The sequence below is a fragment of the Pseudoxanthomonas taiwanensis genome, assembly GCF_010093135.1.
GTDB lineage: Bacteria > Pseudomonadota > Gammaproteobacteria > Xanthomonadales > Xanthomonadaceae > Pseudoxanthomonas > Pseudoxanthomonas taiwanensis.
This window is the reverse complement of sequence record NZ_PDWK01000001.1, coordinates 1-21,721: the sequence shown is the minus strand read 5'-3', so window position 1 is coordinate 21,721 and position 21,721 is coordinate 1. Positions and strand designations below refer to the sequence as shown.

Below are 21,721 nucleotides of genomic sequence, written 5' to 3'. Positions count from 1 at the left end.
GGAGCGTTACGCATTCAGGGGGAATGCTATGGACAGTGTGCTGGGGCTGGCCGGTCAGTTGGCCGCCTGACTCCCGTCTCCCGCGTCGCGCTCCATCTCCACGCGCGTGGTGAAGCCGCTGTCGCCGGTCACGGTGTGGCTGGTGCGCACGACCAGCCAGCCGGTGCCGTCGATCTCGGGCTTGAAGCCGGTCACGGTGACGCGCTGCTCGGGAGACAGGTCGGCGCGGCCCAGGGCCAGTTGCAGTTCGAAGCGGGCGGTGCCGCGCTGCAGGCGTTTCCATTCGGCGTCGGCGTGCTCGCGGGCCACCCGTTCGCTGCTGTAGGTCTCGCGCAAGGCCCGGACGTTGCCGTCGTCGCCCACCAGCACGGAGCGGCGGCGGGCGCCCGGGCGGTCGTTCCAGTACGCGCGCACGCCGGTGTAGGTGTCGCGGTCGGCCGTGCTATAGCGGTGGCGGTCGCCGTCGGCGCGGGTCAGGGTGATGCCGGGCAGCGGGTCGCCGCCGGCGGTGGTGCCGCTGCCGATGGGGACGAAGACCAGAGCGCCGGCCTTGACCGAGGCCACGGCGTCGAAGCGCTGGCCCAGCCGCGTCAGCAAGGCCACGTCGCTTTCGTTCTGCTGGTCCAGATGCGCCAGCGGGGTGCTGGCCAGGGACGGTGCGATGCGCGGGATCAGGCCATGCTCGCTGGCCATCGCACGCAGCACGGCGCCCAGGGTGGTGGCATGCCAGCTGCGTTCTCGGCGGGTGCGCATGCCGGCGGTGAGGTCGGCACTGCGCGCACGCACGGTCACGCTGTCGGGCGCGCCGCTGTGCTCGACCTCGTCGACGCGGAACGCGCCCTTGTCCACCAGTCCGCTGCCGTGCCAGCCCAGCGCCACGCGCAGCACGGCGCCGCGTCGCGGCAGGGCCAGGCGGCCGTCGTGGTCGTGCAGGGCCAGGCTCAGCTGGTCGGCCTCGCCGCCGCGGCATTCGGTGAGCTCCAGGGACAGCAGGCGCGGGGCGATGCGGGCGGTCAGGTCGGTGCCGTCCAGGGTCACACGCCACGCGGGGGTCGGGTAGCGTGCGGTGCTCATGGCTTGGCGCTGGCCCCGGGGCCGGCCATGGTGTCCTCCGCCACGCGGCGCAGGGCCAGCTGGAACTCCACCCGGCGTGGGGTGCCGTCGGGGTAGAACAGGGTCTGGGTCTGGTCCAGGCCGGTGATCACGAAGGCGCCATGCACCTGGCCGGTGCCGTCCACCAGCGCCTGCGGCTGGCCGGCGTCGGCCATGTCGCGCAGGGCGTCCAGCGAGAGCAGGGAGCCGGCCAGCTCCGGGGCGATCCAGCCCGAAAGGGTGACGGTTTCCTCGCCCACGCCCAGGAACTGGTGCGCGGCGCGGGCGCCGATGCGATCGCTGGCCGCATGCCGCCATGCCGCCTGCCGTTGCAGTTGCTGGTAGGGCAGGGTGGTCAGGCCGAAAACGAACGTGCCCAGGCACATGAGCATGCGGCGGTCCTCAGTCGATGTCGCCCAGGGTGGACCGGCGGCGCGCGGCGCGGGCTGCTTCGCGGCGGTCCAATTCGGCGGCCACGGCGCGGGCCACGGCCTGCGCGTCCATGCCCGGGGCGGCGTAGACGTGGATCTCGTAGTGCGGCGCAGCGGCAGGTCCTGGCGTACCGGCCATGGCCACGGGCGCGGCCAGGCTGCCGGCGGCCAGCGCGGTGCCGGCGGCCCGCGTGACCTGTCCGGCAATGCCGGCCACCGCCGCCACCGGTCCGCGGCGGGCGGCCTCGATGCCCTGCGTCAGGCCGGCGATGGTGTGCTGGCCCAGCTGGGCGAACACGCGGCTGGGGCTGTTGATGTCGAGCAGCGTCTTGAGCGTGCCGATGGCGCCGTCGGCCATCTCCGCCAACGCGCGCCCCGGGGCACCGAGCATCGAGCGGATGCCGTCCACCAGCCCCTGCACCATGGCCACGCCGAAGCTGGCCAGCCTGGCCGGCAGGCCGCCGAAGAACTGGTTGATGTTCTGCCACAGCGCCAGGAAGCCGGCCATGACGGTGCCCGCATCCAGGGTGAACACGCCCTGGAGGATCGTCCCCAGCGCGGACAGGTGGCCGACGATGAAGCCGGCAAACCGGCCGATCTGCGTGCCGACCCACTGGATGAACATGACCAGGCCCTGGAGCGCCAGCCCCAGGGGGACGATGACGAGGGTCGCCAGCCGGCCAAGGATGTCGCCGACCAGCTGGCCGACGTTGGCGATCCTGAGCAGTGACGCCTCGCCGGTCGCTGCGGGTGCGAGGATCTTGCCCAAGGTCTCGCGCAGCATGCCCAGCACGGGCAGCACCGGCTGCAAGCCCTGCACGAACCCGTCCCACACCCCGCTCAGGAAGGCCTTGATCGGCTGCCAGAACTTCCAGATCAGCAGGCCGGCGCCGGCCACCAGCAGCAGGGGGGGCAACAGGCCGCCCAGGGTGCCCAGCAGGCCGGCCAGGCCGGCGCCGCCGGACAGCAGGCTGGCCACCTTCAGGATCTGCCCCAGGGCCATCGCGCCGAGGCCGCCGACGGTCAGCAGGCTACCCAGGGCGGTGACCAGCGCCGCACCGCCGGCCGCGGCCAGCGCCAGGGCACGGACCAGACCGGGGTTGGCGCGGACCCACTTGACCATGCGCTCGATCATCCCGGCCACGCTGGCGGCCAGCGCCTTGATGGTCGGCAGCAGGGTCTCCCCCACGCCGGCGGCCAGCACCCGCGCGGCGTTCCTGGCCAGTTGCAGGGCGTTCTCTGAAGCGCCCATGCGGGTGGCGTACTCGGCGGCCATGCTGCCGCCGTAGCGCTGGGCATCGGCCACCTTGTCCAGGTTCTCGCGCAACTGGGGCAGGTTGGTCAGCAGCGGGGCGATGGCCCCGACCGATTCGGTGCCGAACAGCTTGCTCAGCACGGAGGCCTGCACGTCGGCATCGAGGGTGCCGATGCGCTCGAGCACGTCCAGGATGGTGCCCTTGGCATCGGTCTGCATGGCGGCGGCCACCCGCTCAGCGCTCAGGCCCAGTTTCTCGAACGCGGCGCGCTGGCTCTTGGCGGCGGCCTCGCCGGCGGTCAGGCGCAGCAGCAGATTCTTGATGCCCGTGGCGGCGATCTCCTCCTGCACGCCCACGCCGGTAATGGTGGCGCCCAGCGCCGCCAACTCGCCACGCTGCAGGCCGGCCACTTCGGCCAGCGCGCCGATGCGGGTGACCACGTCGCTGATCTTCTGCACGCTCGCCGAGGTGGTGTTGCCCAGGTAGTTGATCTGGTCGGCCAGTTCCACCACCTCGTCCTGGGTGGCGCGGAAGGCCGTGCGCCAGGTGGCCATCATCTGGCCGGCCTCGTCGGCGGTGATGTCGAATGCCACGCCCATCTGCCCGGCGTCTTCGGCAAAGCGCAGCAGCTCTTCGCGGGCGATGCCGGCCTGGCCGGCGGCGGCGACGATCTGGGCGATGCCCTGCTGCGTCATCGGCAGGCGCATGGACAAATCCTGGATGTCGCGGCCCATCTGCCGGAAGGCCACCGGATCCTCCAGCCCGTCCACCACCTTGCGCACGTCGGCCAGCGCCGACTCGAAGCTGATCGCCTCGGCTACCGGGGCGGCCGCGGCGCGCAGGACGCGCTGGCCGGCGAATGCCATGCCGGCGCCATGGGCGGCCACGGTCATACCGCCGCTGTGCAGCTTCTGGGCGCGCGCCTGGGCGCTGGCCAGCCTGTCCAGCTGGGTTTTCTGCTGTGCGATGGCGGCCGAGGTGCGTTCGAGCTCGCCGCGCAGGCGGCGCTCGTGGCTGCCCAGGTCGCGGGTGCCGATGCCGGCCGCGGCCAGCGTGCCGCGCAGGCGTTGCAAGGCCTCGGCCTGCTGCTGGTGGGCGGCCTTGAGCCGGGCGGCCTGCTGGCGGGCCTGGTCGAAGGCCCGGGTCAGTTGCTTGCCCGGCGCCTCGGCGGCGCGCATCTGGGCCGCCAGCTCGCGCACCTTGGCCTGTTGCGCCTCGAAGGCGGCGTGGGCACGGCGCACGGCATCGGTCTGGGTGCGGAAGGCGCGGATGTCCGCCAGCTGGGCTTTCAGCTGGCGCTGGGCGTCGTACTGCTCGCGCAGGGCCGACGCCACGCCCTGGCTGCCGGCCATGAGCTTCTTCAGCGGGCCGGTGGCCTTGTCGATGGCCGACAGGACGACCTTCAGTTGCAGGGTGTCAGCCATGCGCGGCCCTCCCGCGCACGGCGCCGCCCCGCGTCAGATCAGGCCAGACAGTTGCAGGGCGGCGCCCACCAGGGCGGAGGCCAGCAGCACCAGCAGCACGCGGTCGCGCAGGCGCGTGCGGTGCGTAGTGGTCGGCGCCTGTGCGGTTTCCGCCGTGGGCAAGGGGCCGGCGGGCGCCTTGCCGATGAACGGCTCGACCATGAGCGAGAGCGCCCACAGCACCATCAGGCCGAGGAAGGCCAGGCCGGTCCCCGCGAAGACGAGAATGAGCAGCGTCATGGGCGCACTCTAGCATCACTCGCCTCCGCTGCGCAGGCGGGCCCGTTCCCGCCAGTCCATCAGCTCGGCCAGCGACCAGGCGGCCATTTCCGAAGGCGGCCAGTGGAACACGGCGGCGATGTCGGCCATGGCGTCGTCCACGGTCACGGGGAGGCCGTGGCGGGCTCCTTCGGCACGAAAAAAGCGGCGACCTCGGCGCCCAGCTTGAACAGGTCCGGGGCGGACAGGGCCGCGACGTCGGCGCTGGTGAGGGTGGGGGCGGTGATGCGCGGCAGCAGGGTCTGCAGTGCCAGCACGTCCATCTGCACCACGTCGAACAGCTTCAGGCCGCGCAGGCTGCCGGCGTCGGGCCGGCGCAGGGTGAGGCTGTCGATGGTCTGCTCGCCGCGGGTGATGGGCGTGTCCAGCGGCACGGTGACGACGTCGGGGTTGCTCATGCGGATCTCCAGGCAGGGGAATGGGGTGTTGCGCCGGGCGTCGGCCGGCGCTCCCGAGCCTCACTGTCGGGTGGCGCTCCACCGGCTGGCATCCGGGGCCGCTCCGGCGGGGGTGAGGCGCCCGTCCGTCGCAGCGTCCGGCGCGCGCGGCCGGCTTCCCGGCGCGCTCGCAGGGAACGGTTACATGCCGATGGCGTTGCGGATGGTGCGCATGACGTCGGTGCCGCCGTAGGTCTCGACCATGTTGGGCAGGTCGATCTCCACCACGACGGCGCCGTTGACCGTGAGCTTGTAGTAGCTGCACTGGGTCGTGACCGTGAACTCGGTGTCCTCGCCGGCGGCGGCATCGCCGAATTCGATCTCGCTGTGGCGGCCGCGCACCACCACTTCCACGGCGTCCACCGCACCGGTGTCGTCGCGCTGGTAGGCGCCGGCGAAGCGAATCTGCACGCCGTCGTGGGTGGTCACCCCGTACTGGGCCAGCAGGGGGCGCATGAGGCCGCCGTAGACGGCCTTGAACTCGATGGGCTCCTGGCCGAGGTCCGCCTTCACCGGGCCGGACATGCCGCCGCCGCGCCAGTCTTCCATCTTGCGGGTGAGGGTGGGCAGGGTGATGGTTTTGGCCTGGCCGATGAAGCTTTCGCCATCGACGAAGACGTTGAAGTTCTTCAGCTTGCGGGGCAGTGCCATGGGCGTCTCCGGGGAGTCGGAATCAGGTGCCGGCCACGCGGGCGGCGAAGTCGGCGAAGTAGCTGTCGGTGATGCGCTGGTTCAGGCCCAGTTGCTCGATCGGCGGCACCGGGGTGTAGTCGTAGTCGATGCGCAGCTGGCCGGCAGACAGGCCCGAGACCGGATTGTTGTCGGCGTCGTACCAGCAACTGGCGCCGATCAGGTAGCCCTGGGCGACCAGGCTGCGCAGCTTGGCGTTGATGGATTCGACGATGTCCTTGACGATCGAGGGGTGCAGGGGCTTGTCGACGAATCCGGCAATCCCGTGGGCGATGGTGTCGGCGATGATCTGGCCGCTGCGGGTGGCGCTTTCGAAGGCGAACAGCGGGTCGTCGCTGCAGGTGCGGCTGCCCCAGAATCGATAGCCGTTCATGTTGACCAGGGTGGTCACGTCCGCGGCATTGAGCGTGCCTGCGTCGGTATTGGGCGACTGGAGGTTGAAGCTCACGTCCTTGCTGATGCCGGTCACGCCGTTGACGGCCACGTTGGAGAGGGTCTTGTGCCAGCCCTGTTCCTGGTCGATCTTCGCCCGCAAGCCCAGGGCGCGGGCCACGGCGGGCACGGCCACAGTGGCCGAGGCGGCGGTGTCCCATGCCAGGAAGTCCGGCCAGATCAGCATCAGCTCGCGTGCGGCGAACTGGTCGCGGTAGAGCACGGCCTCCGCCACGTCCTTGCAGCCCCAGGCCGCGGCATAGGCCATGGCGCGCAGTTGCTGCGCGATGGTGACCAGCGCCGTGGCCACGGGCGGGGTGTCCAGGCCGGGCGCGCCCAGGATCCGCGGCCGCACGCCCAGTTGCGCCTCGGCCACCAGCAGGGCCTGCAGGCCGGTCTTGCCGTCGGCGGTGTCGGTGCCGATCACGTTGCTGGTGGTTGCGGCTTCGATCTCTTCCGGGCTCTCGCCGGTCCCTTCGGCCACGCGCACCACCACCACCACCGGGCTGCACTGGTCTGCGATGCCCTGCAGGGCCGGGCGCAAGGTGCCCGTGGTGCCGGCTGCGGCCAGCGCGGCCGCCACGTCGGTGACCAGGGCCGGGCGGTCCAGCGGGAAGACGGTCGCATCGGCGTCGTCGGCCGTGGCCACCAGACCGATCACGGCGGTGGAGACGGTGCGGATGGGGCGGGCGCCGGTGTTGATCTCGTTGACCAGTACGCCGTGGTGGTAGATGTCGGGCATGGATCGGCTCCTCGATGCGGCCTAGCGGAAGATGAGCGGTAGGGACAGGCGCGTGTATTCGCTTGCCAGGGGGACGTCGGTACGGTGGCCGTCCAGGTGGACGGTGAACGCACCGTGGGCGCTGCCGCTGGCCAGGGCAATGCGGGTGATGCGCAGGCGGGGCTCCCAGCGCATGAGCGCGCCCGCGATGGCACCGTAGATGCGGGTGAGCACGGCGGGGGTGATGGGCTGGTCGATCAGCTCCGGCAGCAGCGAGCCGTAGTCGCGTCGCATGACCCGGGTGCCGACGGGGGTGGTGAGGATGTCGGCGATGGATTGCGCCACGTGCGCGGCGCCCTCCAGCGCTTTGCCGTTAGCGGCGCTCATGCCCCTCACTGCGGACCTCCGGTCACGCCGCTGCCGGTCTGGACGCCGGTGTGCTTGTGGCCCTTGAGGCTGATGCCGCCGCCCACCACGTCGGTGCTGGCGGTGAGGGTGCCGCTGCTGTCGATGTCCGCCGCGACAGTGAGCGTTTCGCTGATATCGCAGGTGCCGTTGATCGTCACCGGGCCGTTCAGGGTGATGCCGCCATCGGCGGTGAGCGTGGCGGTGGCGCCGGCGGGCAGGGTGGCGGTCAGTGCGTGCGCGGCGGCGTCGTACTCGACCACCGCGCCGTCGGCGTAGACGCTGCGGTGCACGTCCCCGGCGTTGGCCGGGGGCGCCACGTCGTCGGAGTACAGGGCGCGCAGCACGACGCCCGCAGTGGCATCGCCCTCCACGCACAGGACCAGGACCTGTTCGCCCAGCGCGGGCGGCGACCAGTCGGTACGCCCGGCCCCGGCATGCGGCACCAACCACGGAAGCCAGTCGCTCAGCAGCCCGCCGCTGCGCACCCGCACCAGGGCGCGTGTCAGGTCGCGCTCGGCAACGGTGCCGAAGCGGATCAGGTTGGCAATGCGGTCGAGTGCAGCGGAGCGGGTCATGCGAGCATCCTGCCGCGACGGTGGCGGCGGCGGCAGCGTTGTGTCGTGTAATGGCAGTGCATACGGACTTGCGTATGTCGATAATTCGCGCCGCGGGAATGTCCGCGCTTACTCCAAGATCGGCGGCCCGCCACCGCCGGCGGAACTCCAGCGCGCGCTAAGGCTGGCCGTCGTGCTGGCGACGATGGTCGTCGTCCCGACCTTGCGAATCTGAACCGTGCAAACGGCGGTATAGGTCGTGTCCAACACGTTCACGTCGTAGCCGAACCATCGGGACGTGCCCAGGTTCTGCCACGACCCCGCGTTCTCGACAGTCGCGTTGCCGGATGTCTTCGTGACCAGGACTTCGTATTGCGACAGCTTCGACGGATCGGAAACGTAGTTCGCAAGCTTGTTCGCGACCGCGCCTGGGTTGTTGACGTAGGTCCAAATTTCCCCGTTGTTGCGAAGTTCGAACGAGGCGTGGCCGTTCGGGTGAAGCTGATTCGAATTGCCGGCCGCGACGATTGGCGGCAAGTTCCAGGTGATGTATTGCGCCGTGCCCCGCGCCGCCCACAGGTTCGACAGGTCCAAGCCGGCGCTGTTGCGGTACCCGACATCCGGCCCCTTGCTGCCGTATGCGAGCGGTGCATATCGCTCGCACAGGTCAGCGCCATCGGACGTGCGATAGCCCGTGGGTGCCGGTTTTTCGCCCTGCTCGTATGGGTCGAAGAGTTCGTCGAAGTCGACGCCGGCGCTGTTGCGGTACCCGGCAGGCATCATGCTGCGCCTTCAGGATCGGCGACGCCAGCGGCATGGGCCAGGTTGTGCTCGGCGTCGTACACCGCGCGGATGATCTGCGCGATACCAGCGGGGCTGATCTGCGACAGATTGGCCCCGGTCACAGGGTCAGTGCCGGCGTCGTAGGTCTTGGCGGCAATGTCCGCCAGCTCGATGCGGAGCGACTGCCGGCCGTCGATCTTCGCGACGATGGTATCGCCACCGGCATCGGTCAGGTATTCCTCGCCCTGGAAGACGATCTGCGCCGTGGCGGGATGGGCCGGGTCATAGAAGATGTGAGTCTCTGTCGCGATGCGCTCGATGCGATTGCCGAGTGCGTCGGTGCGGATGCGGGTGTTGGTCATGCGTTGCTCCGGTGTTCGAGCGCCGCCACGCGAGCGGCCAGGTCGCGTAGCTGGGCGCGGTCGTGCTGGATCGTTGCGATCAGCAGGGGTACCAGCTGGCCATAGTCGATGCCGTCTTCGGTACACGCCAGCGGGAAGATGTCGGCGACATCCTCGCGGATCAGGCCGGCGACTTCGCGTTCGGGCGCGGCCTTGTACCGGAAGGTCACGGGCTGGAAGCGGTCGACGATGTCGGCGTCGACGTGTAGCGGCCTGATGTCGCGCTTCAGCTTGCGTGACGAGGCAACCGAAAACCCGCTTGCCGTCACGTAGCTTGCATAGACGGTTCCGCCAAAGCTGGCGCCGTTGTTTGGCACGACAAACCTTCCGTCCGCATTGAACGAAAACCAGCCGTGCGGCCCACCTTCGGGACCAACACGAACGCCAAGGCTGCCGTCGCTGCTTTTCTCGTACAGATAGATTGCCTGCGAGCCAAGGGCAAGACCTCCCTTGATCGTGCAGCTGTCCAGGAACGTCTTGCCATGCATCGTGCTCGGCAGCCGCGCGTCAGAAAGCGTGCCGCTGGTGATGTCCGAAGCCGAGTGCGTGTGATCGGAGTTGGCCTTGCCGTCCAGCGCGCCCTGCAGGCCCGCCACTTTGGATATCGCCAGCGTCGGAATACGGTCGGCATTCAGCGTGCCGCTGATGATGTCAGCCGCCGCGTGCGTGTGGGCGGCCGGAGGGAAAGCGGTGGGCGTGCCGGTGATGTCGGTCCAGCCGTGCGTATGCGCGGCCGGAGGGAAAGCGGTGGGCGTGCCGATGATGTCGGTCCAGCCGTGCGTATGCGCGGCCGCTGCGAACTCGGCTGCGTGACGTCCGTCGACGGTGTCGGCGTCCAGGCCTTTGCCCGCGCCTTCGTCCTTCAGCGCAGCCGACTTGATGGACAGGGCGGCGCGCAGGGCGGCAGCCGTGGCCAGCGACAGCAGGCCCTTGATGAACGAGGATGGGGCCGCCGGGCCCAGGCGTGCGTCCAGTGCCGCTTTGAGCGCGCCCGGCGGTACCGCGCGGGTGCGGTCGGTGCCGGCGATGGCCTGGGCGTCGGTGGCCAGGCGCAGCACGCCGGAGACGGTTTCGGAGGCGGGCGGGTTGGCGAAGCTGGCATCGCCGAATGTGATGCTGGCGGCATCGATGTCGGCCAGCTGGATGTCGGCCGACAGCAGCAGCATCGTGCTGGCCGTCTTGGCCAGGATCACGTCGGGTTGGGCGTGGACGGCGAACAGGGTGCCGTCATCCAGGTACAGGCCGAAGCCGCGCAGGTCGTAGGCGTCCGCGCTGTCGTCGCGGAGGGTCACGTGGATCACGTCGGCGGCCACGACCGTGCCGGCGATGGTGGACAGGGTCTTGAGCTGACCGGGCAGGGCCGGCGGGTCGGTGGACGGGTCGAACCAGGTCTCGGTGACGCCGACGCTGGCGATCGTCACCGGGGCGGTGCCGGTGTGGGTGGCGTTGACCAGGGCGGCGCGGCCCTGGGCCGTGATGTGGATGGGCAGGGTCGTCATGGGGCAGGTTGCTGCAGGTGCAGGCGGCGGTAGGCGATCAGGCGCGCCGCAGCGGCCAGCCCGAGGGCGCCGGCCGCCGACAGGCCCAGGGTGAATGTGAAGTGGCTGCGGACCGGTTTGGTGCGGTGGACGCCGAGGATGACGGCATCGATGAACGCTGGATCGGCCGCAGTGCCGGCAGCGACGGTCAGCGTCATGTCGAACGTGTGCGGGGTGCCTGGCGGCGATTGCTGCCACCACTCACGGAGGGCGATGTTGCCGCCGAAGGCGGCCACCAGTTGCCGAACGCTGGCCGCGGTGCCCTTGCGGCGCTGGATCGGGATGGCGTTGGCGACCTGGGCGCGTTTGACGGCCACGGGCCAGTCGGCCGACCAGTTGTCCACCGACAACGCCCAGGCCAGCCACGGCAGCAGCGGCTCGGGGCAGGTGGCGGGGTCGATCAGCGCAGGCAGCGGGATGGGAACGCTGCCGATGCGGGCTGTGACGGCCTCCAGCGCACGTTCGGCCTGGGTGGCATTCGGCGGCAGCAGGCTACTCATCGACGCCTCCATGCGCGATGTCGATGCTGGCGCACCAGGCCGCCTGGGTGCGGTCGACCACGATGTCGGCAGTGGGAGCAGACAGGGCCACGCGCTGGACACCTTCGGCATGCAGGGCGGCCAAAATGCCGGAGAGGGCGACGTCGCGGCCCAGCCGATGGGACTGCGACACGTAGGCCTGCAGCCGGCGTTGGGCCGTGGCGAGCACCACGGCCGGATCCGGGCCGGCGTAGGTGTAGAGGGTGGCGGCGATCGCGTAGGGGACGATGGTGGCCCCCTGCACGGTCACGTGGTCGGTCATGGGGCGCACGTCGTCGCTGGACAGCGACGCCGATACGGCATCGAGCAGGGACGAAGATGCGCTGCCGTCACCATGCCGCGACAGCACGGTGACCACCACCTCGCCGGGGGAGGGGCTGGTGGCGCTGGCATCGAGCACGTCCGGATGGGCCGCCAGTGCGTGGTAGACGTATGCGCCCTCGGGGCCGGCGACGGAGAATCCCTCCGGCGCCAGTTGGATCCGGCGGCGGAAGTCGGTGTCCGATTCGAGCGTTTCGGGGATGCCGTTGCCTGGATCGCCCGGGTCCAGGACGAGCCGTTGCACGCCCATCAGCGCGCCCAGGTGGTCCAGGGCCGCGCCGGTGGCGTAGGCCAGCATGGTGCCCTTCAGGCGTTCGTTGAAGTCCTGCCGCAGCAGCAGTTCGCGGTACACCGCAACTTGCAGGATCTTGTAGGCGGGATCGGATTCGACCAGGGCGTCGAAGGTCGGGTCGAGGGCGCGCAGTTGGGCCAGCGCATCGGCGAGCAGCGTTTCGTAGTCGAGCTGCTCGATGATGTCCGGGACGGGCAGGCGCGAGAGGTCGACCGCGGTGAAGGTCATGGCTGGCATGGTCGCCCCGGAATCGGGATCGCGCATCCATGCCATGCGGTAAGCCGGGGCGGTACAACCGGGCGCCGTACATGCCGTGCGGGATCATGCGCCCAGGTGCTCGAACAGCAGGTGTCGGATCCGGTCACGGTCGGCGTCGGTGAACCCCAGCAGGACGCGCCGCGGGTAGCGTACGCGCGGGCCCCCTGGGGCCACGGCATCGACCAGCCCCTCCTGGTGGACGCGGGCGATACGGGCGGTGCGACCGATGAACCCCACAGCGACGCTGTCCGGGCCTGCCCGGACGATCAAATACCGGGCCTTGCGCAGGCCGGCGAACATCGCCCGGGTGCGGCGGATGCGGCCGGCCTTGTCGCGCACGCGTGCACGTGTGCGACGCGGGGCGTAGGGGCTGCCGTCCGGGTTGCGCTGGCGGGCGATGCGTTGGCCCTGGCTGCGCCGCAGGGCAGTGCCGATGGCGCGGGCCAGGCGGGTGCGCTGGGCCGGCTGCAGCCGCGCCAGCAGCGGCGCCGCCCAGGTTTCCAGTGCGTCCAGCTCGCTCATGGGGCCGGCCAGCGGGGCGGCTCGGGGTAGTGTTCGATGGCGGTGCCGCCTTCGGCGTCGGTATGCACGCCCACGCGTTCGGTCAGGGGCAGGGCGATCGACAGGTCCACGGCGTCGTTGGCCAGCACGTCCACTTCGAAGGTGATCCGCTCGTGGTGGGTCCAGTTGGCCATCAGTTCCGGCTGGTGCTCGCGCACCCAGTCCAGCAGCGGGATCATCACCGCGTCCGGGTCGCCGGTGAAGTCGGTGATGATCATGTTGAGGGTGTAGCGGTATTCGAAGCTGCGCCCCTCGGCGTGGGTGGAGACGACGCTGCCGGCGTCGATGAAGACCAGCAGCCGGTCCGGGTCGCGGGCCAGGTCGGGCAGGGCGGCGGTGAGCGCGGCGCGCAGCGCGGCAGGCTTGATCATCGGGTCACCATGGCATCGGCAGCCGCAGTTTCCGGCTGCTGCTCGGTCGCGGCTTGGCGCTGCGCCCAGTCTTGCAGCGCGGTCAGTTGCTCGGTGATGGCGTGGCAGGTGGCGTAGTTGTCGGCGACGGTGTCGGCGACGGTAGAGAGCGCAAGGCCGGGGGCGGGCGCATCAGGATCTCCGGCGGCGGGGTCCGGGGCGGGCAGGCCGGCGGCCGCGGCGTCGTGGATGCGCACGAAGCCAGCAGGCACAGGGCAGGCAGCATCGGCAGCAGGCGTGACATGGGCAGGGATCTCCTGGCGGATGGCGTGGGCGGCAGCCTGGACGTGCTGCACGCGGTCGACGTAACGGGTGATGAGGGTGGGCGTGGCGCGGGCGGCATCGAGTTCGGCCCGCAGGCGCGCCAGCGTGGCATGCAGGGCCTCACGTTCGGCGGCGGCCTGTGAGACGGCCGCCTGCGCGGCGGCCAGACGGCGCGCCTGCCACCAGCCACCGGCGGCGGCCAGGGCCAGTACCGCCACCAGGGCCATCGAGGAGAGCAGGCGCAGCGACGGCATCAGGCGGCCTCCAGCAGTGCCAGGGCGCGGCGGGTGCGGGTGATCCGGTCCGACAGCCCATTGGGCATGCGGTGGGTCCGGGTGGTGCCCAGGTTCACCCGGCGGCTGACATCGAGGATGTCGCCGGTGTCGGCCAGCGTGTTCAGTCCCGCGTCCTGCCACCACGCCGCGGCGATCAGTGCGCCCGCGTCGATCTCGGCGGCTAGCGCTGGTTGGGCCTCCAGGGGCAGGCCGGTGATCCGGGCCATGCGGCGGTAGTTGGCGCGGCCGGTGAGCTGGATCGGTCCGCGGCCGCGGTAGGTCCAGCCGTCGCCGCTGGCTTCGTCGCCATTGCCCAGGCGGTTGGCGTAGACGCGGTTGGCGATGCGTTCGGGCTGGCGGGCGTAGGCGCGGGCGGTGGCGGCGTCGAACCGGGATGGCCAGACCTCGCGCAGACGGGCGGCGCTGTAGTCGAGGTTCTCCTCCAGGCGCGAGAGGCTCGCGCTCTCGTGTCCGATCTGGGCCAGGAAGTGCGCGGCGCGACGGGGGGTGGTGATGCCGTGGCGTTCCATGGCACGGGCAAGAGGGGTGGCCCAGTGGGCGGCGCGGCGCATCGGACATCCCATCACGTGGGACAAGGTGGCAGCGTCAAGCATGGGGTCCCATGCGGTCGAACATGCGACGCAGGCGCTGCTCGGCCAGCAGCACTGCGCGACTGCCCATATGCCCGCAGATGCCGACCAGGGCGGCGGTCAGCATCGGATCCAGCTGCGACCACGTGCACAGGTAGTAGGTGATGATGCCGGCGAAGGCGCTGATCACCAGTTCGCCGACAAGCTCGGTGATGTTGATCGCGCGCACTTCGCCGCGGCGGTACTTGCCCAGGAAGCTGGCCAGGCCGCCGAATGACGACAGCGCAATGACCCAGGCGTAGGTCAGCAGGCTGATGCTGGTGGGGTCGCGTGGGGTGTGCATGGGTCAGTTCCAGAGCTGTACGAGGCGTTGGACGTGGGGTTCGGTGGCAGGGGGGGTGTCCGGCAGGATGACCACGGTGCCGATGGGCAGGACCGGGCCGAGCGCGGCCAGGCCGGGGTTGAGGTCCAGCGCCTGTTCGACGACGCCGGCGGTGCGGCCCAGGTGGCGCCAGCACAGGGCGTCGAGGGTGTCGTGCTGGCGTGCGGCGACGCGCATCAGATCAGGTCCACGGTGACGCGGCCGGCGCCGAGCAGGTCGCGGATCGCCCAGCGCTGGTTGCGGCGCAGTTCGTCGATCGAGGGGGTCAGGGCGTCGGCGCGCTGGTTTCCCGCGCTGGTCGCATCGAAGCTGCGGTACTGCTCGGCGATGTCGGCCGCGGCGCAGCACGCGGTGGCGCGCAGGTACAGCCGCACCAGGCGCGACGCGCCGCCGATCTGCGGGGCGGGTACGTCGGCCAGGGTGGCGTGGCCTTCCGCTTCCCGGGCGGCGCGCCAGGCGGCCAGTTCGTCGTTCACGGTCATCACCGCGGCCAGCAGGGCGGCCTCGAGGCGGGCTTCGGTCACGGTGCCGTCCAGGCGCAGCTCGTCGCGCACGGCCTGCACGGACACGTCGGGCCACCAGCCGTCGTTGGCGAGGCCGGACGCGGTGGACGGGGCGGTGGCGATGAAGCCGGACATGGTGGTTCCTGTTCAGGTCGCCGGTGGTCCGGGCAGCGCACGCGGGGAGAGAGGCCGCGTGATGCCCGGAGCCGGCGGGTGCGCGGGGGCGCCTGGTCAGCCGGCAGGGCCGGCCTGTTTCTTCAGGAGGCGCTGGGCGCGCTCCAGATCCTTCTTGCCGCCGCATCCGGCGTGCAGGGCGATGGCCTGTTGCAGCCAGTCCACGGCATGGGACAGCGATTCGGCGCCGGGCGCGTCCCCGGCGTCCCCGGCATTCGCCAGCACGCTGCGGCCCAGGGCGAGGAAGAGCTTGGCGCGCACTTCGTCGGGCATGTCCTGGCCGGTCACCAGGTCGGCAGTGCGGGCCAGCACGTCCACGGGCACGTGGCCGACGGCGTCGCCTGCGGCCAGGGCGTCCAGCGCGGCCTCGGCGATTTCCTCGGCCACCAGGGTGCCGAGGGTGCGCCTGAAGCGGTCGGCGGTTTCCAGGCCGTGGCGGAAGGCATAGGCGGCCAGCTCCAGGGCACGCTCGAACCGGCCGGCATCGATGTTCCACACCAGCAAGGTGGTCAGCACTTCGTCGGGGGAGCCGGTGTCGGCGGCCAGCACGCCGTCCAGGTAGGGGTCGTATTCGGCCACCAGCTCGCGCTTGATCTGGGACTTGGCGGCCTTGGACTGCACTTGCTTGAGCCGCAGCCGGTCCTGCTGGAGCTTGGCCAGGTGCTGTTCGTACTGGGTGAGGTCGCCTCGCAGGGCGCTGCCATCGGCCTGCTCCACCGTCACCTGCTTGCGTACCCGGGTGCGCTGGGCCGGGGTCTGCACCGGTGCCGGCATGACCGCCGTGGCGATCGCGGGCTGGACGCGGGTGGGCTCGGCCGCGGCGGTGGCCTTGCGCGCGACCTCGGCCGCGGCGGCGGCGCGCGCGCGCCGGTGGGCGGCCGCTTTGGCCTCGAAACTGCGTCGGGCAATGCTCATTCGGGCCTCCGTCAGTCGCCCAGCTGGATGTTCTCGATCAGGCAGCCGAAGCCGTAGTCCTCGACGACGTAGGCGTCGTTGGACGATTCGTAGTTGGCGACGCGGTTCTTCTCCGGCTCGTCGCGGATGTAGCGGCGGCGGCCGTCCTCCTGCCAGTACAGCGAGAGGTTGGACAGGGCCGTGATCAGGATGGTGCCGGTGGGGAAGTACGGCACGCGCACCGCCGGCAGGCCGCCCAGTTGCTTGCGGCTGGTGATGATGTCGGCGGCCAGCTGCTCGGTCGGGTCCAGGTTGCGGTTGACGATCTGGAAGTACTTGTCGTTGAGCAGGTCGCGGCCGACGATCGCCACCAGGCGGGTGTCGTCCTGGTACCAGGGTTCGATCAGGCTGTTGACGGCGTCCATGACCAGCGCGTCGAGGTTGGCGTAGTCCGGGTTGGTGCCGCCCACCTTGACCACGCCGCTGGTGGCGCCTTCGTCCAGCACGCGGGCCGGGGCGTCGTCGCGGTAGTGCTGCAGCCAGCCGATGTTCACGTCCTGCAGCAGCGGATGCGTGGCTCGGTCCGTGGTGGCCGCGGCGCTGACGCCGTTGAAGCCGATCATGATCCGGTCCAGCGCCTGCTGGCGCAGGATCGCGTTGCTCAGGCGCGTCTGGAAGTCCGGGAACTTCGCCCAGGCGTCCAGCAGGGCATAGGGGATGCCGGTGTCGAAATTGGTCTGCTTGCACTCGTAGCCCCGGGCGTCGGTGTCGGCCACATTGATGGGGCTGCGCACGCCGCTGCCGCTGGTGTCGGTGCGGCTGGCAATGGTGCTGGTGATGGTGAGGCCCACTTTCTGGCCCGCCAGGTCGCGCACGCCGATCATGTTGATCTGGCGCAGGAATTCGCTGGACTCCTGCATCTTCGTCTCCAGCGTCTGCTGGACGCTGGGGCTGGTGCTGAAGATGCGGGTGGCATCGGACACGCCGTTGAGCTGCGCGATCCGCGACAGATAGGCGTCGAAGTGGGTTCGGGTGGCAGTGCGCATGGGGGCTCCGGATCTCAGAATTCGGTGAGGGCGATGTTGTGGGCGCCGGCGACGACCGGACGTGGGGGGCTGCCGTCCGACGTGGCGGACAACTGGTCGCGCAGGGCGGTGACGTCGGCGCGCAGCTCCGCCAGGGCGGTGGCGTTCCGGTCCAGGGCGGCGCGCAGTTCCGCGACATCGCTGCGCGCGGTCTCAGCGAACTCGCGCACCAGGGCGGGCAGTGGTTCCGGGCCCGGGTCATGACGTGCCGGCTTGCCGCCCAGCAGGGTCTCCAGCCTGGCGAACAGCGCATCCAGCTTCGAGGGCGCGTCTGCTTCCTCGAACTCGATCAGCGTCTCCTCGCCGGGGCTGTAGACACGGTCGCCGCGCTGCCGGCGCACGGCGCTGAATACCAGCGCTTCAGTGCCGAGGCTGGCCGGGCTGTCGGTGACGCCCAGGCCGGTCAGGTAGGCCTGGCCGGTGTCGGCGAATTTCGGTGTGATCTCCACGCTGGTGTAGATCTTCTGCTTGCGGGTGTTGACGATCTCCACCAGCTTTTCGGTGGGTTCGATCTGCGCGTACAGGGCCAGCTTCTTCTCGCCGCCGATGGACACCTCCTCGGCCTTCAGCGCAAGCACGTCGCCAACGGCCGGGAACAGGCTGCTGTCGTCCGCAGTCAGACTGCGCAGGTGCTCGATCCACACGCGCGCGCCATAGGTGTTGCGGTCATAGTTGGCAGCGGCTTCCTCGATCCACTTACGGTCGATGCTGCGCCCGTCGATCGTGGCGCCTTCGACCGCGACGCGGAACCACTTGCTGCGGTACTTCTTGCTCATGCTGGCCTCGTTCCCAACGCGCCTGCGGCGCTATCTCGGTTCAGCAGGGTGGGCAGGCCGGCAGCCGGCGGCAACGCGGGCGCGGTGTAGATGGACGATTTACGCCGTGGAGAACTTCGGAGGTTGAGCCGCATCACGCAGGCTGGCTGCCGTGATCGAGAATGCTGCCTACGTCGACATGGACCCGCGCCGGCGTGCCCGTTTCCTGTACTGGACGGGATGGCGCGTGTGCGAGATCGCGCGCGAGCTGGCACTGAACGAGAAAACGGTCCATGCCTGGAAAGCCCGGGACGGGTGGGACGACGCCGGCAACGTGGAGCGGATCGGCGGGGCGCTGGAGGCGCGGCTGGTGCAGTTGATCCTGAAGGAGGGCAAGAGCGGAGGGGACTTCAAGGAGATTGACCTGCTGCACCGGCAGCTGGAGCGGCAGGCGCGCATCCAGCGCTACCAGGGCGGGGGCAACGAAGCGGACCTGAACCCCGCGGTGGCCAACCGCAATGCAGGGCCGAAGAAGCCGCCGAAGAAGAATGCCTTCAGCGATGATGAAATCGAGCGGCTGAAGGATGCGTTCCTGGACGCCTGCTTCGAGTACCAGCGGGCGTGGTATCGCGAGAAGAACCAGCGTACCCGGGTCATCCTCAAGAGCCGCCAGATCGGCGCGACGTTCTACTTCGCCCGCGAGGCGCTGGTGGATGCGCTGGAAACCGGCCACAACAAGATTTTCCTGTCGGCCAGCAAGAACCAGAGCTTCATCTTCAAAAACTACATGCAGGACTTCGTGCGCCAGGTTCTGGACCGCGAGCTGCGCGCCAACGATGACCTGATCAAGCTGGACAACGGTGCGGAAATCCGTTTCGTCAGTACCAGCAGCCGAACCGCGCAGGGCTACCACGGCGATTTCTACTTCGACGAGTTTTTCTGGGTGCCGAGGTTCGGCGAGCTGAACAAGCTGGCCAGCGCCATGGCCACACACAAGCATTGGCGAAAGACCTACTTCAGCACGCCCAGCACGTTGGCGCACGAGGCCTGTCCGTTCTGGGATGGCACCCGGCTCAACAAGGGGCGTACTGCGGCGCAGCAGATCGAGATCGACGTGAGCCACAAGGCGCTGGCCAGCGGGCGGCTGTGCGAGGACCGCATCTGGCGCCAGATCGTCACCATCGAGGATGCCGAGCGCGCCGGCTGCACGCTGTTCGACATCGAGGAATTGCGGCTGGAGTACAGCGCGGAGGATTTCGCGAATCTGTTTCTGTGCAAGTTCATCGACGACAGCGCCAGCGTATTTCCGCTGGCGATGCTGCAGCCGTGCCAGGTGGACGCCCTGGTCGATTGGGCCGGGGACTTCAAGCCGTTCGCCGTGCGGCCTTACGGCGATCGTCCGGTGTGGGTGGGCTACGACCCGGCGGAGACCGGCGACAGCGCCGGACTGGTGGTGGTGGCTGCGCCGACCACGCCGGGCGAGCCGTTTCGGGTGCTGGAGCGGCACCAGTTCCGGGGCATGGACTTCGCGGCCCAGGCGGAGGCGATACGCAAGGTCACCGATCGGTACTGGGTCACCTATATCGGCATCGATGCCACCGGCATGGGGTCCGGCGTGGCGCAGTTGGTGCGGCAGTTCTTCCCGGCGGTGACGGCCATGCAGTACTCGGTCGAACTGAAAAACGCCCTGGTGCTCAAGGCCTACGACGTGATCAAGAACCGTCGTTTGCAGTACGACGCCGGCTGGACCGATCTCACCCAGGCGCTGCTCGCGATCCAGAAGACGGTGACCGCCAGCGGCCGGCAGGTGACCTATACCGCTGGGCGCAACCGGATCACCGGCCACGCCGATCTGGCCTGGGCGCTGATGCACGCCCTGCATAACGAACCGCTGGAGAGCCAGGCCGGGCGCTCCGGCAGCATGATGGAGATCCTGTAATGATCCACGAGACCACGGCGACGCAGGAGCCGCGTATCGAGGCCTTCACGTTTGGTGACCCGGAACCCGTGCTCGATTCGCGCGGGTTGCTGGATTACGTGGAGTGCTGGAAAAACGGACGCTGGTACGAGCCGCCGCTGCCACTGCATGCGCTGGCGCGATTGACGCGCAGCAACGTCTACCTGCAGACCGGGCTGATGTTCAAGCGCAACATGCTGGCACGCACCTTCGTGCCGCACCGGCTGCTGTCGCGGGAGGCGTTCGAGCAGTTCGCCACTGACTGGCTCACCTTCGGCATGGCCTACCTCGAACGCCGCGACAATCGGCTGGGCGCGCCGCAGGCCCTGGTTCCGCCGTTGGCCCGGTACGTGCGCCGCGGCGTGGACCCGGGGCGGTTCTTCCAGGTCACAGGCTGGGGGCAGGACCATGAATTTCCGCGCGGCAAAGTGTTCCAGCTGCGCGAAGCCAGCGTGGACCAGGAGATTTACGGGCTGCCCGAGTGGTTGCCGGCCATGCAGGCGGCGCTGCTCAACGAATCGGCTACGCTGTTCCGGCGCAAGTACTACAACAACGGCAGCCACGCCGGGTTCATCCTGTACCTATCGGATCCACAGGTGAACGACGCTGACGTCAGCGCACTGCGCGATGCGCTCAAGAACGCCCGGGGGCCGGGCAACTTCCGCAACCTGTTCCTCCACTCGCCCAACGGCAAGAAGGATGGCATCCAGCTGATCCCGGTCAGCGAAGTCGCCGCCAAGGACGAGTTCACCGGCGTCAAGAACATCACGCGCGACGACATGCTCGCCGCGCTGCGCGTGCCGCCGCAGCTGCTGGGCGTGGTGCCGACGAATGCCGGCGGGTTCGGCGACATCGGCAAGGCCGCCCAGGTCTGGGCGATGCTGGAGCTCGAGCCGCTCCAGCACAGGATGCTCAAGGTCAACGACTGGGTGGGGGAAGAGGTGATCCGCTTCACCCGGTTCCAGCATCAACCGTAGCGCGCCAGGATATCTGCTGCCCCGCAGCAGCCCTGCCCGGCCCCAGCCCTCCCCACAAGCCGCCCTCGAGGCGGCTTTTTCGTGCCGCGGCGTCCGCCCCCACCGCCGGCACCAGCCGCGCGCCGCATTCTCCCCGCGCCACGCCGGCGCTTCGCATGCGGTTTTTTCTGCACACCCGCAAGTGGAGGATCGCCACGGCGCATCAGGCGTGGCGTCGCTGACGTGGGCGCGTGGAACCCTGCGATTCCCTGCGTGGAACATGAGGGGGGAGGGCCGGCCGCGGCGGGCCAATTTCTCCGTGCCCATCGGAAACGGGTTGCAAAGGTTACATGCCCCGAATTTCCAGGTTAAGTGATTGATTTGCATGAAGTAATCATGCAACCCGGAAAGGTTACATCAGGTTGCATGCGAGGTTATGTCATTGATTTTAAAGGGCTGTCGAGGTCGACGAAGCAACCTTCTGCAAGGTTGCATGACAACCTAAAAGTTACCCAAATGTAACCTTTAACAATGTTACATAAGTCATTGAATTGTAAGTGGTAAATCTCAATGAGAACCGGCATGTAACCTTTGTAACCCGTTTCCGATGGTCACAGATTTTTTTGAATCAGGGCGATCTCCGTCACTTCCATGACAAGCGCAACACATGGTCTCCTGGGCAGCCGGCAGAGCGGTGGCCGAGCGCTGCCCGGCCACGGCAAAGTCGATCGGCCCCAGCCCCGCGCCCGGAGCTCACAACAACGACGGAGCGTGTGGCTGCCGCCAGACTGGTAGCCGGGCGACTTGTCCTCTGACTGGTCGATCTGTAGAATGCCGCGCTCAGCGAAGGATGTTGATCCGAATCGGCTGTGACAGCCAGAGTACGGAGCGCCCCCCCGCTACCACATTTAGCTGCACAGGCGAAGCGGCGATCTCGGCGACGAGGTCGCCGTTTTCGCTTGTGGTGACGGTGATGCCGTCCGGAGCCAGTTCGGCCAGCACTTCGCGGGCGGCGAGGGT

At 69.4% G+C, this 21,721-nt stretch carries 28 protein-coding genes; 2 read left to right on the top strand and 26 right to left on the bottom strand.

What is annotated here, in order from left to right; all coding sequences use genetic code 11:
- Positions 1-54: 54 nt before the first annotated feature.
- The 25 genes from CR938_RS00140 to CR938_RS00020 all read right to left on the bottom strand — a co-directional run bounded on the left by CR938_RS00140 (position 55) and on the right by CR938_RS00020 (position 17,809).
- Entirely contained in the window at positions 55-1,074 is a 1,020-nt protein-coding gene (locus CR938_RS00140; protein WP_162123051.1) for a phage late control D family protein, read from the bottom strand.
- Positions 1,071-1,484, bottom strand: coding sequence for a phage tail protein (locus CR938_RS00135; protein WP_162123050.1), 414 nt, complete (start codon positions 1,482-1,484; stop codon positions 1,071-1,073). Before CR938_RS00135 ends, CR938_RS00140 begins: the two co-directional genes overlap by 4 nt.
- A gap of 10 nt (positions 1,485-1,494) precedes the next feature.
- Complete coding sequence (locus tag CR938_RS00130; protein ID WP_162123049.1) at positions 1,495-4,203, bottom strand: phage tail tape measure protein; 2,709 nt, start codon at positions 4,201-4,203, stop codon at positions 1,495-1,497.
- Between the two features lie 33 nt (positions 4,204-4,236).
- Positions 4,237-4,482, bottom strand: a complete 246-nt coding sequence (locus CR938_RS00125) for a hypothetical protein (RefSeq protein WP_162123048.1) — start codon at positions 4,480-4,482, stop codon at positions 4,237-4,239.
- Positions 4,483-4,497: 15 nt separating this feature from the next.
- Entirely contained in the window at positions 4,498-4,629 is a 132-nt protein-coding gene (locus CR938_RS00120; RefSeq protein WP_425502383.1) for a GpE family phage tail protein, read from the bottom strand.
- Positions 4,626-4,919 carry a phage tail assembly protein gene (locus CR938_RS00115; protein ID WP_162123047.1) on the bottom strand — a complete coding sequence of 98 codons (294 nt, stop codon included), beginning with the start codon at positions 4,917-4,919 and terminating at the stop codon, positions 4,626-4,628. Before CR938_RS00115 ends, CR938_RS00120 begins: the two co-directional genes overlap by 4 nt.
- 180 nt (positions 4,920-5,099) lie before the next feature.
- Positions 5,100-5,609 carry a phage major tail tube protein gene (locus CR938_RS00110; protein WP_162123046.1) on the bottom strand — a complete coding sequence of 170 codons (510 nt, stop codon included), beginning with the start codon at positions 5,607-5,609 and terminating at the stop codon, positions 5,100-5,102.
- Between the two features lie 22 nt (positions 5,610-5,631).
- Complete coding sequence (locus CR938_RS00105) at positions 5,632-6,822, bottom strand: phage tail sheath protein (RefSeq protein WP_162123045.1); 1,191 nt, start codon at positions 6,820-6,822, stop codon at positions 5,632-5,634.
- Between the two features lie 21 nt (positions 6,823-6,843).
- A complete protein-coding gene (locus CR938_RS00100) occupies positions 6,844-7,197 on the bottom strand; it encodes a GPW/gp25 family protein (protein WP_162123044.1) in 354 nt (117 codons plus the stop codon).
- Positions 7,194-7,784 (bottom strand): phage baseplate assembly protein V, encoded by a 591-nt coding sequence (locus CR938_RS00095; protein ID WP_162123043.1) that lies wholly within the window; start codon positions 7,782-7,784, stop codon positions 7,194-7,196. The genes CR938_RS00100 and CR938_RS00095 overlap by 4 nt, the downstream gene beginning before the upstream one ends.
- Before the next feature lie 108 nt (positions 7,785-7,892).
- Positions 7,893-8,543: a hypothetical protein gene (locus CR938_RS00090; protein ID WP_162123042.1), complete on the bottom strand. Its 651-nt coding sequence runs from the start codon at positions 8,541-8,543 to the stop codon at positions 7,893-7,895.
- On the bottom strand, positions 8,543-8,908 hold the full coding sequence (locus CR938_RS00085) for a hypothetical protein (protein WP_162123041.1): 366 nt from the start codon (positions 8,906-8,908) through the stop codon (positions 8,543-8,545). The genes CR938_RS00090 and CR938_RS00085 overlap by 1 nt, the downstream gene beginning before the upstream one ends.
- Positions 8,905-10,446, bottom strand: a complete 1,542-nt coding sequence (locus CR938_RS00080) for a tail fiber domain-containing protein (RefSeq protein ID WP_162123040.1) — start codon at positions 10,444-10,446, stop codon at positions 8,905-8,907. The genes CR938_RS00085 and CR938_RS00080 overlap by 4 nt, the downstream gene beginning before the upstream one ends.
- A complete protein-coding gene (locus CR938_RS00075; RefSeq protein WP_246190916.1) occupies positions 10,443-10,985 on the bottom strand; it encodes a phage tail protein I in 543 nt (180 codons plus the stop codon). Before CR938_RS00075 ends, CR938_RS00080 begins: the two co-directional genes overlap by 4 nt.
- Positions 10,978-11,874: a baseplate assembly protein gene (locus CR938_RS00070; RefSeq protein WP_162123136.1), complete on the bottom strand. Its 897-nt coding sequence runs from the start codon at positions 11,872-11,874 to the stop codon at positions 10,978-10,980. The genes CR938_RS00075 and CR938_RS00070 overlap by 8 nt, the downstream gene beginning before the upstream one ends.
- An 84-nt stretch (positions 11,875-11,958) precedes the next feature.
- The gene (locus tag CR938_RS00065; RefSeq protein WP_162123038.1) at positions 11,959-12,417 is read right to left on the bottom strand and encodes a phage virion morphogenesis protein; all 459 of its coding nucleotides are present in this window, start codon (positions 12,415-12,417) and stop codon (positions 11,959-11,961) included.
- The gene (locus CR938_RS00060; RefSeq protein WP_162123037.1) at positions 12,414-12,827 is read right to left on the bottom strand and encodes a phage tail protein; all 414 of its coding nucleotides are present in this window, start codon (positions 12,825-12,827) and stop codon (positions 12,414-12,416) included. The genes CR938_RS00065 and CR938_RS00060 overlap by 4 nt, the downstream gene beginning before the upstream one ends.
- Positions 12,824-13,384, bottom strand: a complete 561-nt coding sequence (locus tag CR938_RS00055) for a hypothetical protein (protein ID WP_246190914.1) — start codon at positions 13,382-13,384, stop codon at positions 12,824-12,826. The genes CR938_RS00060 and CR938_RS00055 overlap by 4 nt, the downstream gene beginning before the upstream one ends.
- The gene (locus tag CR938_RS00050; protein ID WP_425502381.1) at positions 13,384-14,019 is read right to left on the bottom strand and encodes a glycoside hydrolase family 19 protein; all 636 of its coding nucleotides are present in this window, start codon (positions 14,017-14,019) and stop codon (positions 13,384-13,386) included. Before CR938_RS00050 ends, CR938_RS00055 begins: the two co-directional genes overlap by 1 nt.
- Positions 14,012-14,338, bottom strand: coding sequence for a phage holin family protein (locus tag CR938_RS00045; RefSeq protein WP_162123036.1), 327 nt, complete (start codon positions 14,336-14,338; stop codon positions 14,012-14,014). Before CR938_RS00045 ends, CR938_RS00050 begins: the two co-directional genes overlap by 8 nt.
- A 3-nt stretch (positions 14,339-14,341) precedes the next feature.
- Positions 14,342-14,554, bottom strand: a complete 213-nt coding sequence (locus CR938_RS00040; protein WP_211365139.1) for a tail protein X — start codon at positions 14,552-14,554, stop codon at positions 14,342-14,344.
- Positions 14,554-15,015 carry a head completion/stabilization protein gene (locus CR938_RS00035; protein WP_162123035.1) on the bottom strand — a complete coding sequence of 154 codons (462 nt, stop codon included), beginning with the start codon at positions 15,013-15,015 and terminating at the stop codon, positions 14,554-14,556. The genes CR938_RS00040 and CR938_RS00035 overlap by 1 nt, the downstream gene beginning before the upstream one ends.
- Positions 15,016-15,111: 96 nt before the next feature.
- Positions 15,112-15,969 carry a phage terminase small subunit gene (gene gpM / locus CR938_RS00030; protein WP_246190910.1) on the bottom strand — a complete coding sequence of 286 codons (858 nt, stop codon included), beginning with the start codon at positions 15,967-15,969 and terminating at the stop codon, positions 15,112-15,114.
- Between the two features lie 11 nt (positions 15,970-15,980).
- The gene (locus tag CR938_RS00025) at positions 15,981-16,994 is read right to left on the bottom strand and encodes a phage major capsid protein, P2 family (protein ID WP_162123034.1); all 1,014 of its coding nucleotides are present in this window, start codon (positions 16,992-16,994) and stop codon (positions 15,981-15,983) included.
- Positions 16,995-17,008: 14 nt separating this feature from the next.
- Entirely contained in the window at positions 17,009-17,809 is an 801-nt protein-coding gene (locus tag CR938_RS00020; RefSeq protein ID WP_162123033.1) for a GPO family capsid scaffolding protein, read from the bottom strand.
- Between the two features lie 151 nt (positions 17,810-17,960).
- Between CR938_RS00020 and CR938_RS00015 the strand changes: the two genes are divergently transcribed.
- A complete protein-coding gene (locus tag CR938_RS00015) occupies positions 17,961-19,727 on the top strand; it encodes a terminase large subunit domain-containing protein (protein ID WP_281350192.1) in 1,767 nt (588 codons plus the stop codon).
- On the top strand, positions 19,727-20,722 hold the full coding sequence (locus CR938_RS00010) for a phage portal protein (protein WP_162123032.1): 996 nt from the start codon (positions 19,727-19,729) through the stop codon (positions 20,720-20,722). The genes CR938_RS00015 and CR938_RS00010 overlap by 1 nt, the downstream gene beginning before the upstream one ends.
- 819 nt (positions 20,723-21,541) lie before the next feature.
- On the opposite strand, the gene CR938_RS00005 is transcribed toward CR938_RS00010, so the two are convergent.
- A partial coding sequence (locus CR938_RS00005; RefSeq protein ID WP_162123031.1) for a hypothetical protein occupies positions 21,542-21,721 on the bottom strand: 180 nt, incomplete at its 5' end.

Bases quoted from the DNA above. Each gene is read 5' to 3' on its own strand.
- CR938_RS00140 (WP_162123051.1), bottom strand. From the start codon at position 1,074: ATGAGCACCGCACGCTACCCGACCCCCGCGTGGCGTGTGACCCTGGAC.
- CR938_RS00135 (WP_162123050.1), bottom strand. From the start codon at position 1,484: ATGCTCATGTGCCTGGGCACGTTCGTTTTCGGCCTGACCACCCTGCCC.
- CR938_RS00130 (WP_162123049.1), bottom strand. From the start codon at position 4,203: ATGGCTGACACCCTGCAACTGAAGGTCGTCCTGTCGGCCATCGACAAG.
- CR938_RS00125 (WP_162123048.1), bottom strand. From the start codon at position 4,482: ATGACGCTGCTCATTCTCGTCTTCGCGGGGACCGGCCTGGCCTTCCTC.
- CR938_RS00115 (WP_162123047.1), bottom strand. From the start codon at position 4,919: ATGAGCAACCCCGACGTCGTCACCGTGCCGCTGGACACGCCCATCACC.
- CR938_RS00110 (WP_162123046.1), bottom strand. From the start codon at position 5,609: ATGGCACTGCCCCGCAAGCTGAAGAACTTCAACGTCTTCGTCGATGGC.
- CR938_RS00105 (WP_162123045.1), bottom strand. From the start codon at position 6,822: ATGCCCGACATCTACCACCACGGCGTACTGGTCAACGAGATCAACACC.
- CR938_RS00095 (WP_162123043.1), bottom strand. From the start codon at position 7,784: ATGACCCGCTCCGCTGCACTCGACCGCATTGCCAACCTGATCCGCTTC.
- CR938_RS00090 (WP_162123042.1), bottom strand. From the start codon at position 8,543: ATGCCTGCCGGGTACCGCAACAGCGCCGGCGTCGACTTCGACGAACTC.
- CR938_RS00085 (WP_162123041.1), bottom strand. From the start codon at position 8,908: ATGACCAACACCCGCATCCGCACCGACGCACTCGGCAATCGCATCGAG.
- CR938_RS00080 (WP_162123040.1), bottom strand. From the start codon at position 10,446: ATGACGACCCTGCCCATCCACATCACGGCCCAGGGCCGCGCCGCCCTG.
- CR938_RS00075 (WP_246190916.1), bottom strand. From the start codon at position 10,985: ATGAGTAGCCTGCTGCCGCCGAATGCCACCCAGGCCGAACGTGCGCTG.
- CR938_RS00070 (WP_162123136.1), bottom strand. From the start codon at position 11,874: ATGCCAGCCATGACCTTCACCGCGGTCGACCTCTCGCGCCTGCCCGTC.
- CR938_RS00065 (WP_162123038.1), bottom strand. From the start codon at position 12,417: ATGAGCGAGCTGGACGCACTGGAAACCTGGGCGGCGCCGCTGCTGGCG.
- CR938_RS00060 (WP_162123037.1), bottom strand. From the start codon at position 12,827: ATGATCAAGCCTGCCGCGCTGCGCGCCGCGCTCACCGCCGCCCTGCCC.
- CR938_RS00055 (WP_246190914.1), bottom strand. From the start codon at position 13,384: ATGCCGTCGCTGCGCCTGCTCTCCTCGATGGCCCTGGTGGCGGTACTG.
- CR938_RS00050 (WP_425502381.1), bottom strand. From the start codon at position 14,019: ATGCTTGACGCTGCCACCTTGTCCCACGTGATGGGATGTCCGATGCGC.
- CR938_RS00045 (WP_162123036.1), bottom strand. From the start codon at position 14,338: ATGCACACCCCACGCGACCCCACCAGCATCAGCCTGCTGACCTACGCC.
- CR938_RS00040 (WP_211365139.1), bottom strand. From the start codon at position 14,554: ATGCGCGTCGCCGCACGCCAGCACGACACCCTCGACGCCCTGTGCTGG.
- CR938_RS00035 (WP_162123035.1), bottom strand. From the start codon at position 15,015: ATGTCCGGCTTCATCGCCACCGCCCCGTCCACCGCGTCCGGCCTCGCC.
- gpM (WP_246190910.1), bottom strand. From the start codon at position 15,969: ATGAGCATTGCCCGACGCAGTTTCGAGGCCAAAGCGGCCGCCCACCGG.
- CR938_RS00025 (WP_162123034.1), bottom strand. From the start codon at position 16,994: ATGCGCACTGCCACCCGAACCCACTTCGACGCCTATCTGTCGCGGATC.
- CR938_RS00020 (WP_162123033.1), bottom strand. From the start codon at position 17,809: ATGAGCAAGAAGTACCGCAGCAAGTGGTTCCGCGTCGCGGTCGAAGGC.
- CR938_RS00010 (WP_162123032.1), top strand. From the start codon at position 19,727: ATGATCCACGAGACCACGGCGACGCAGGAGCCGCGTATCGAGGCCTTC.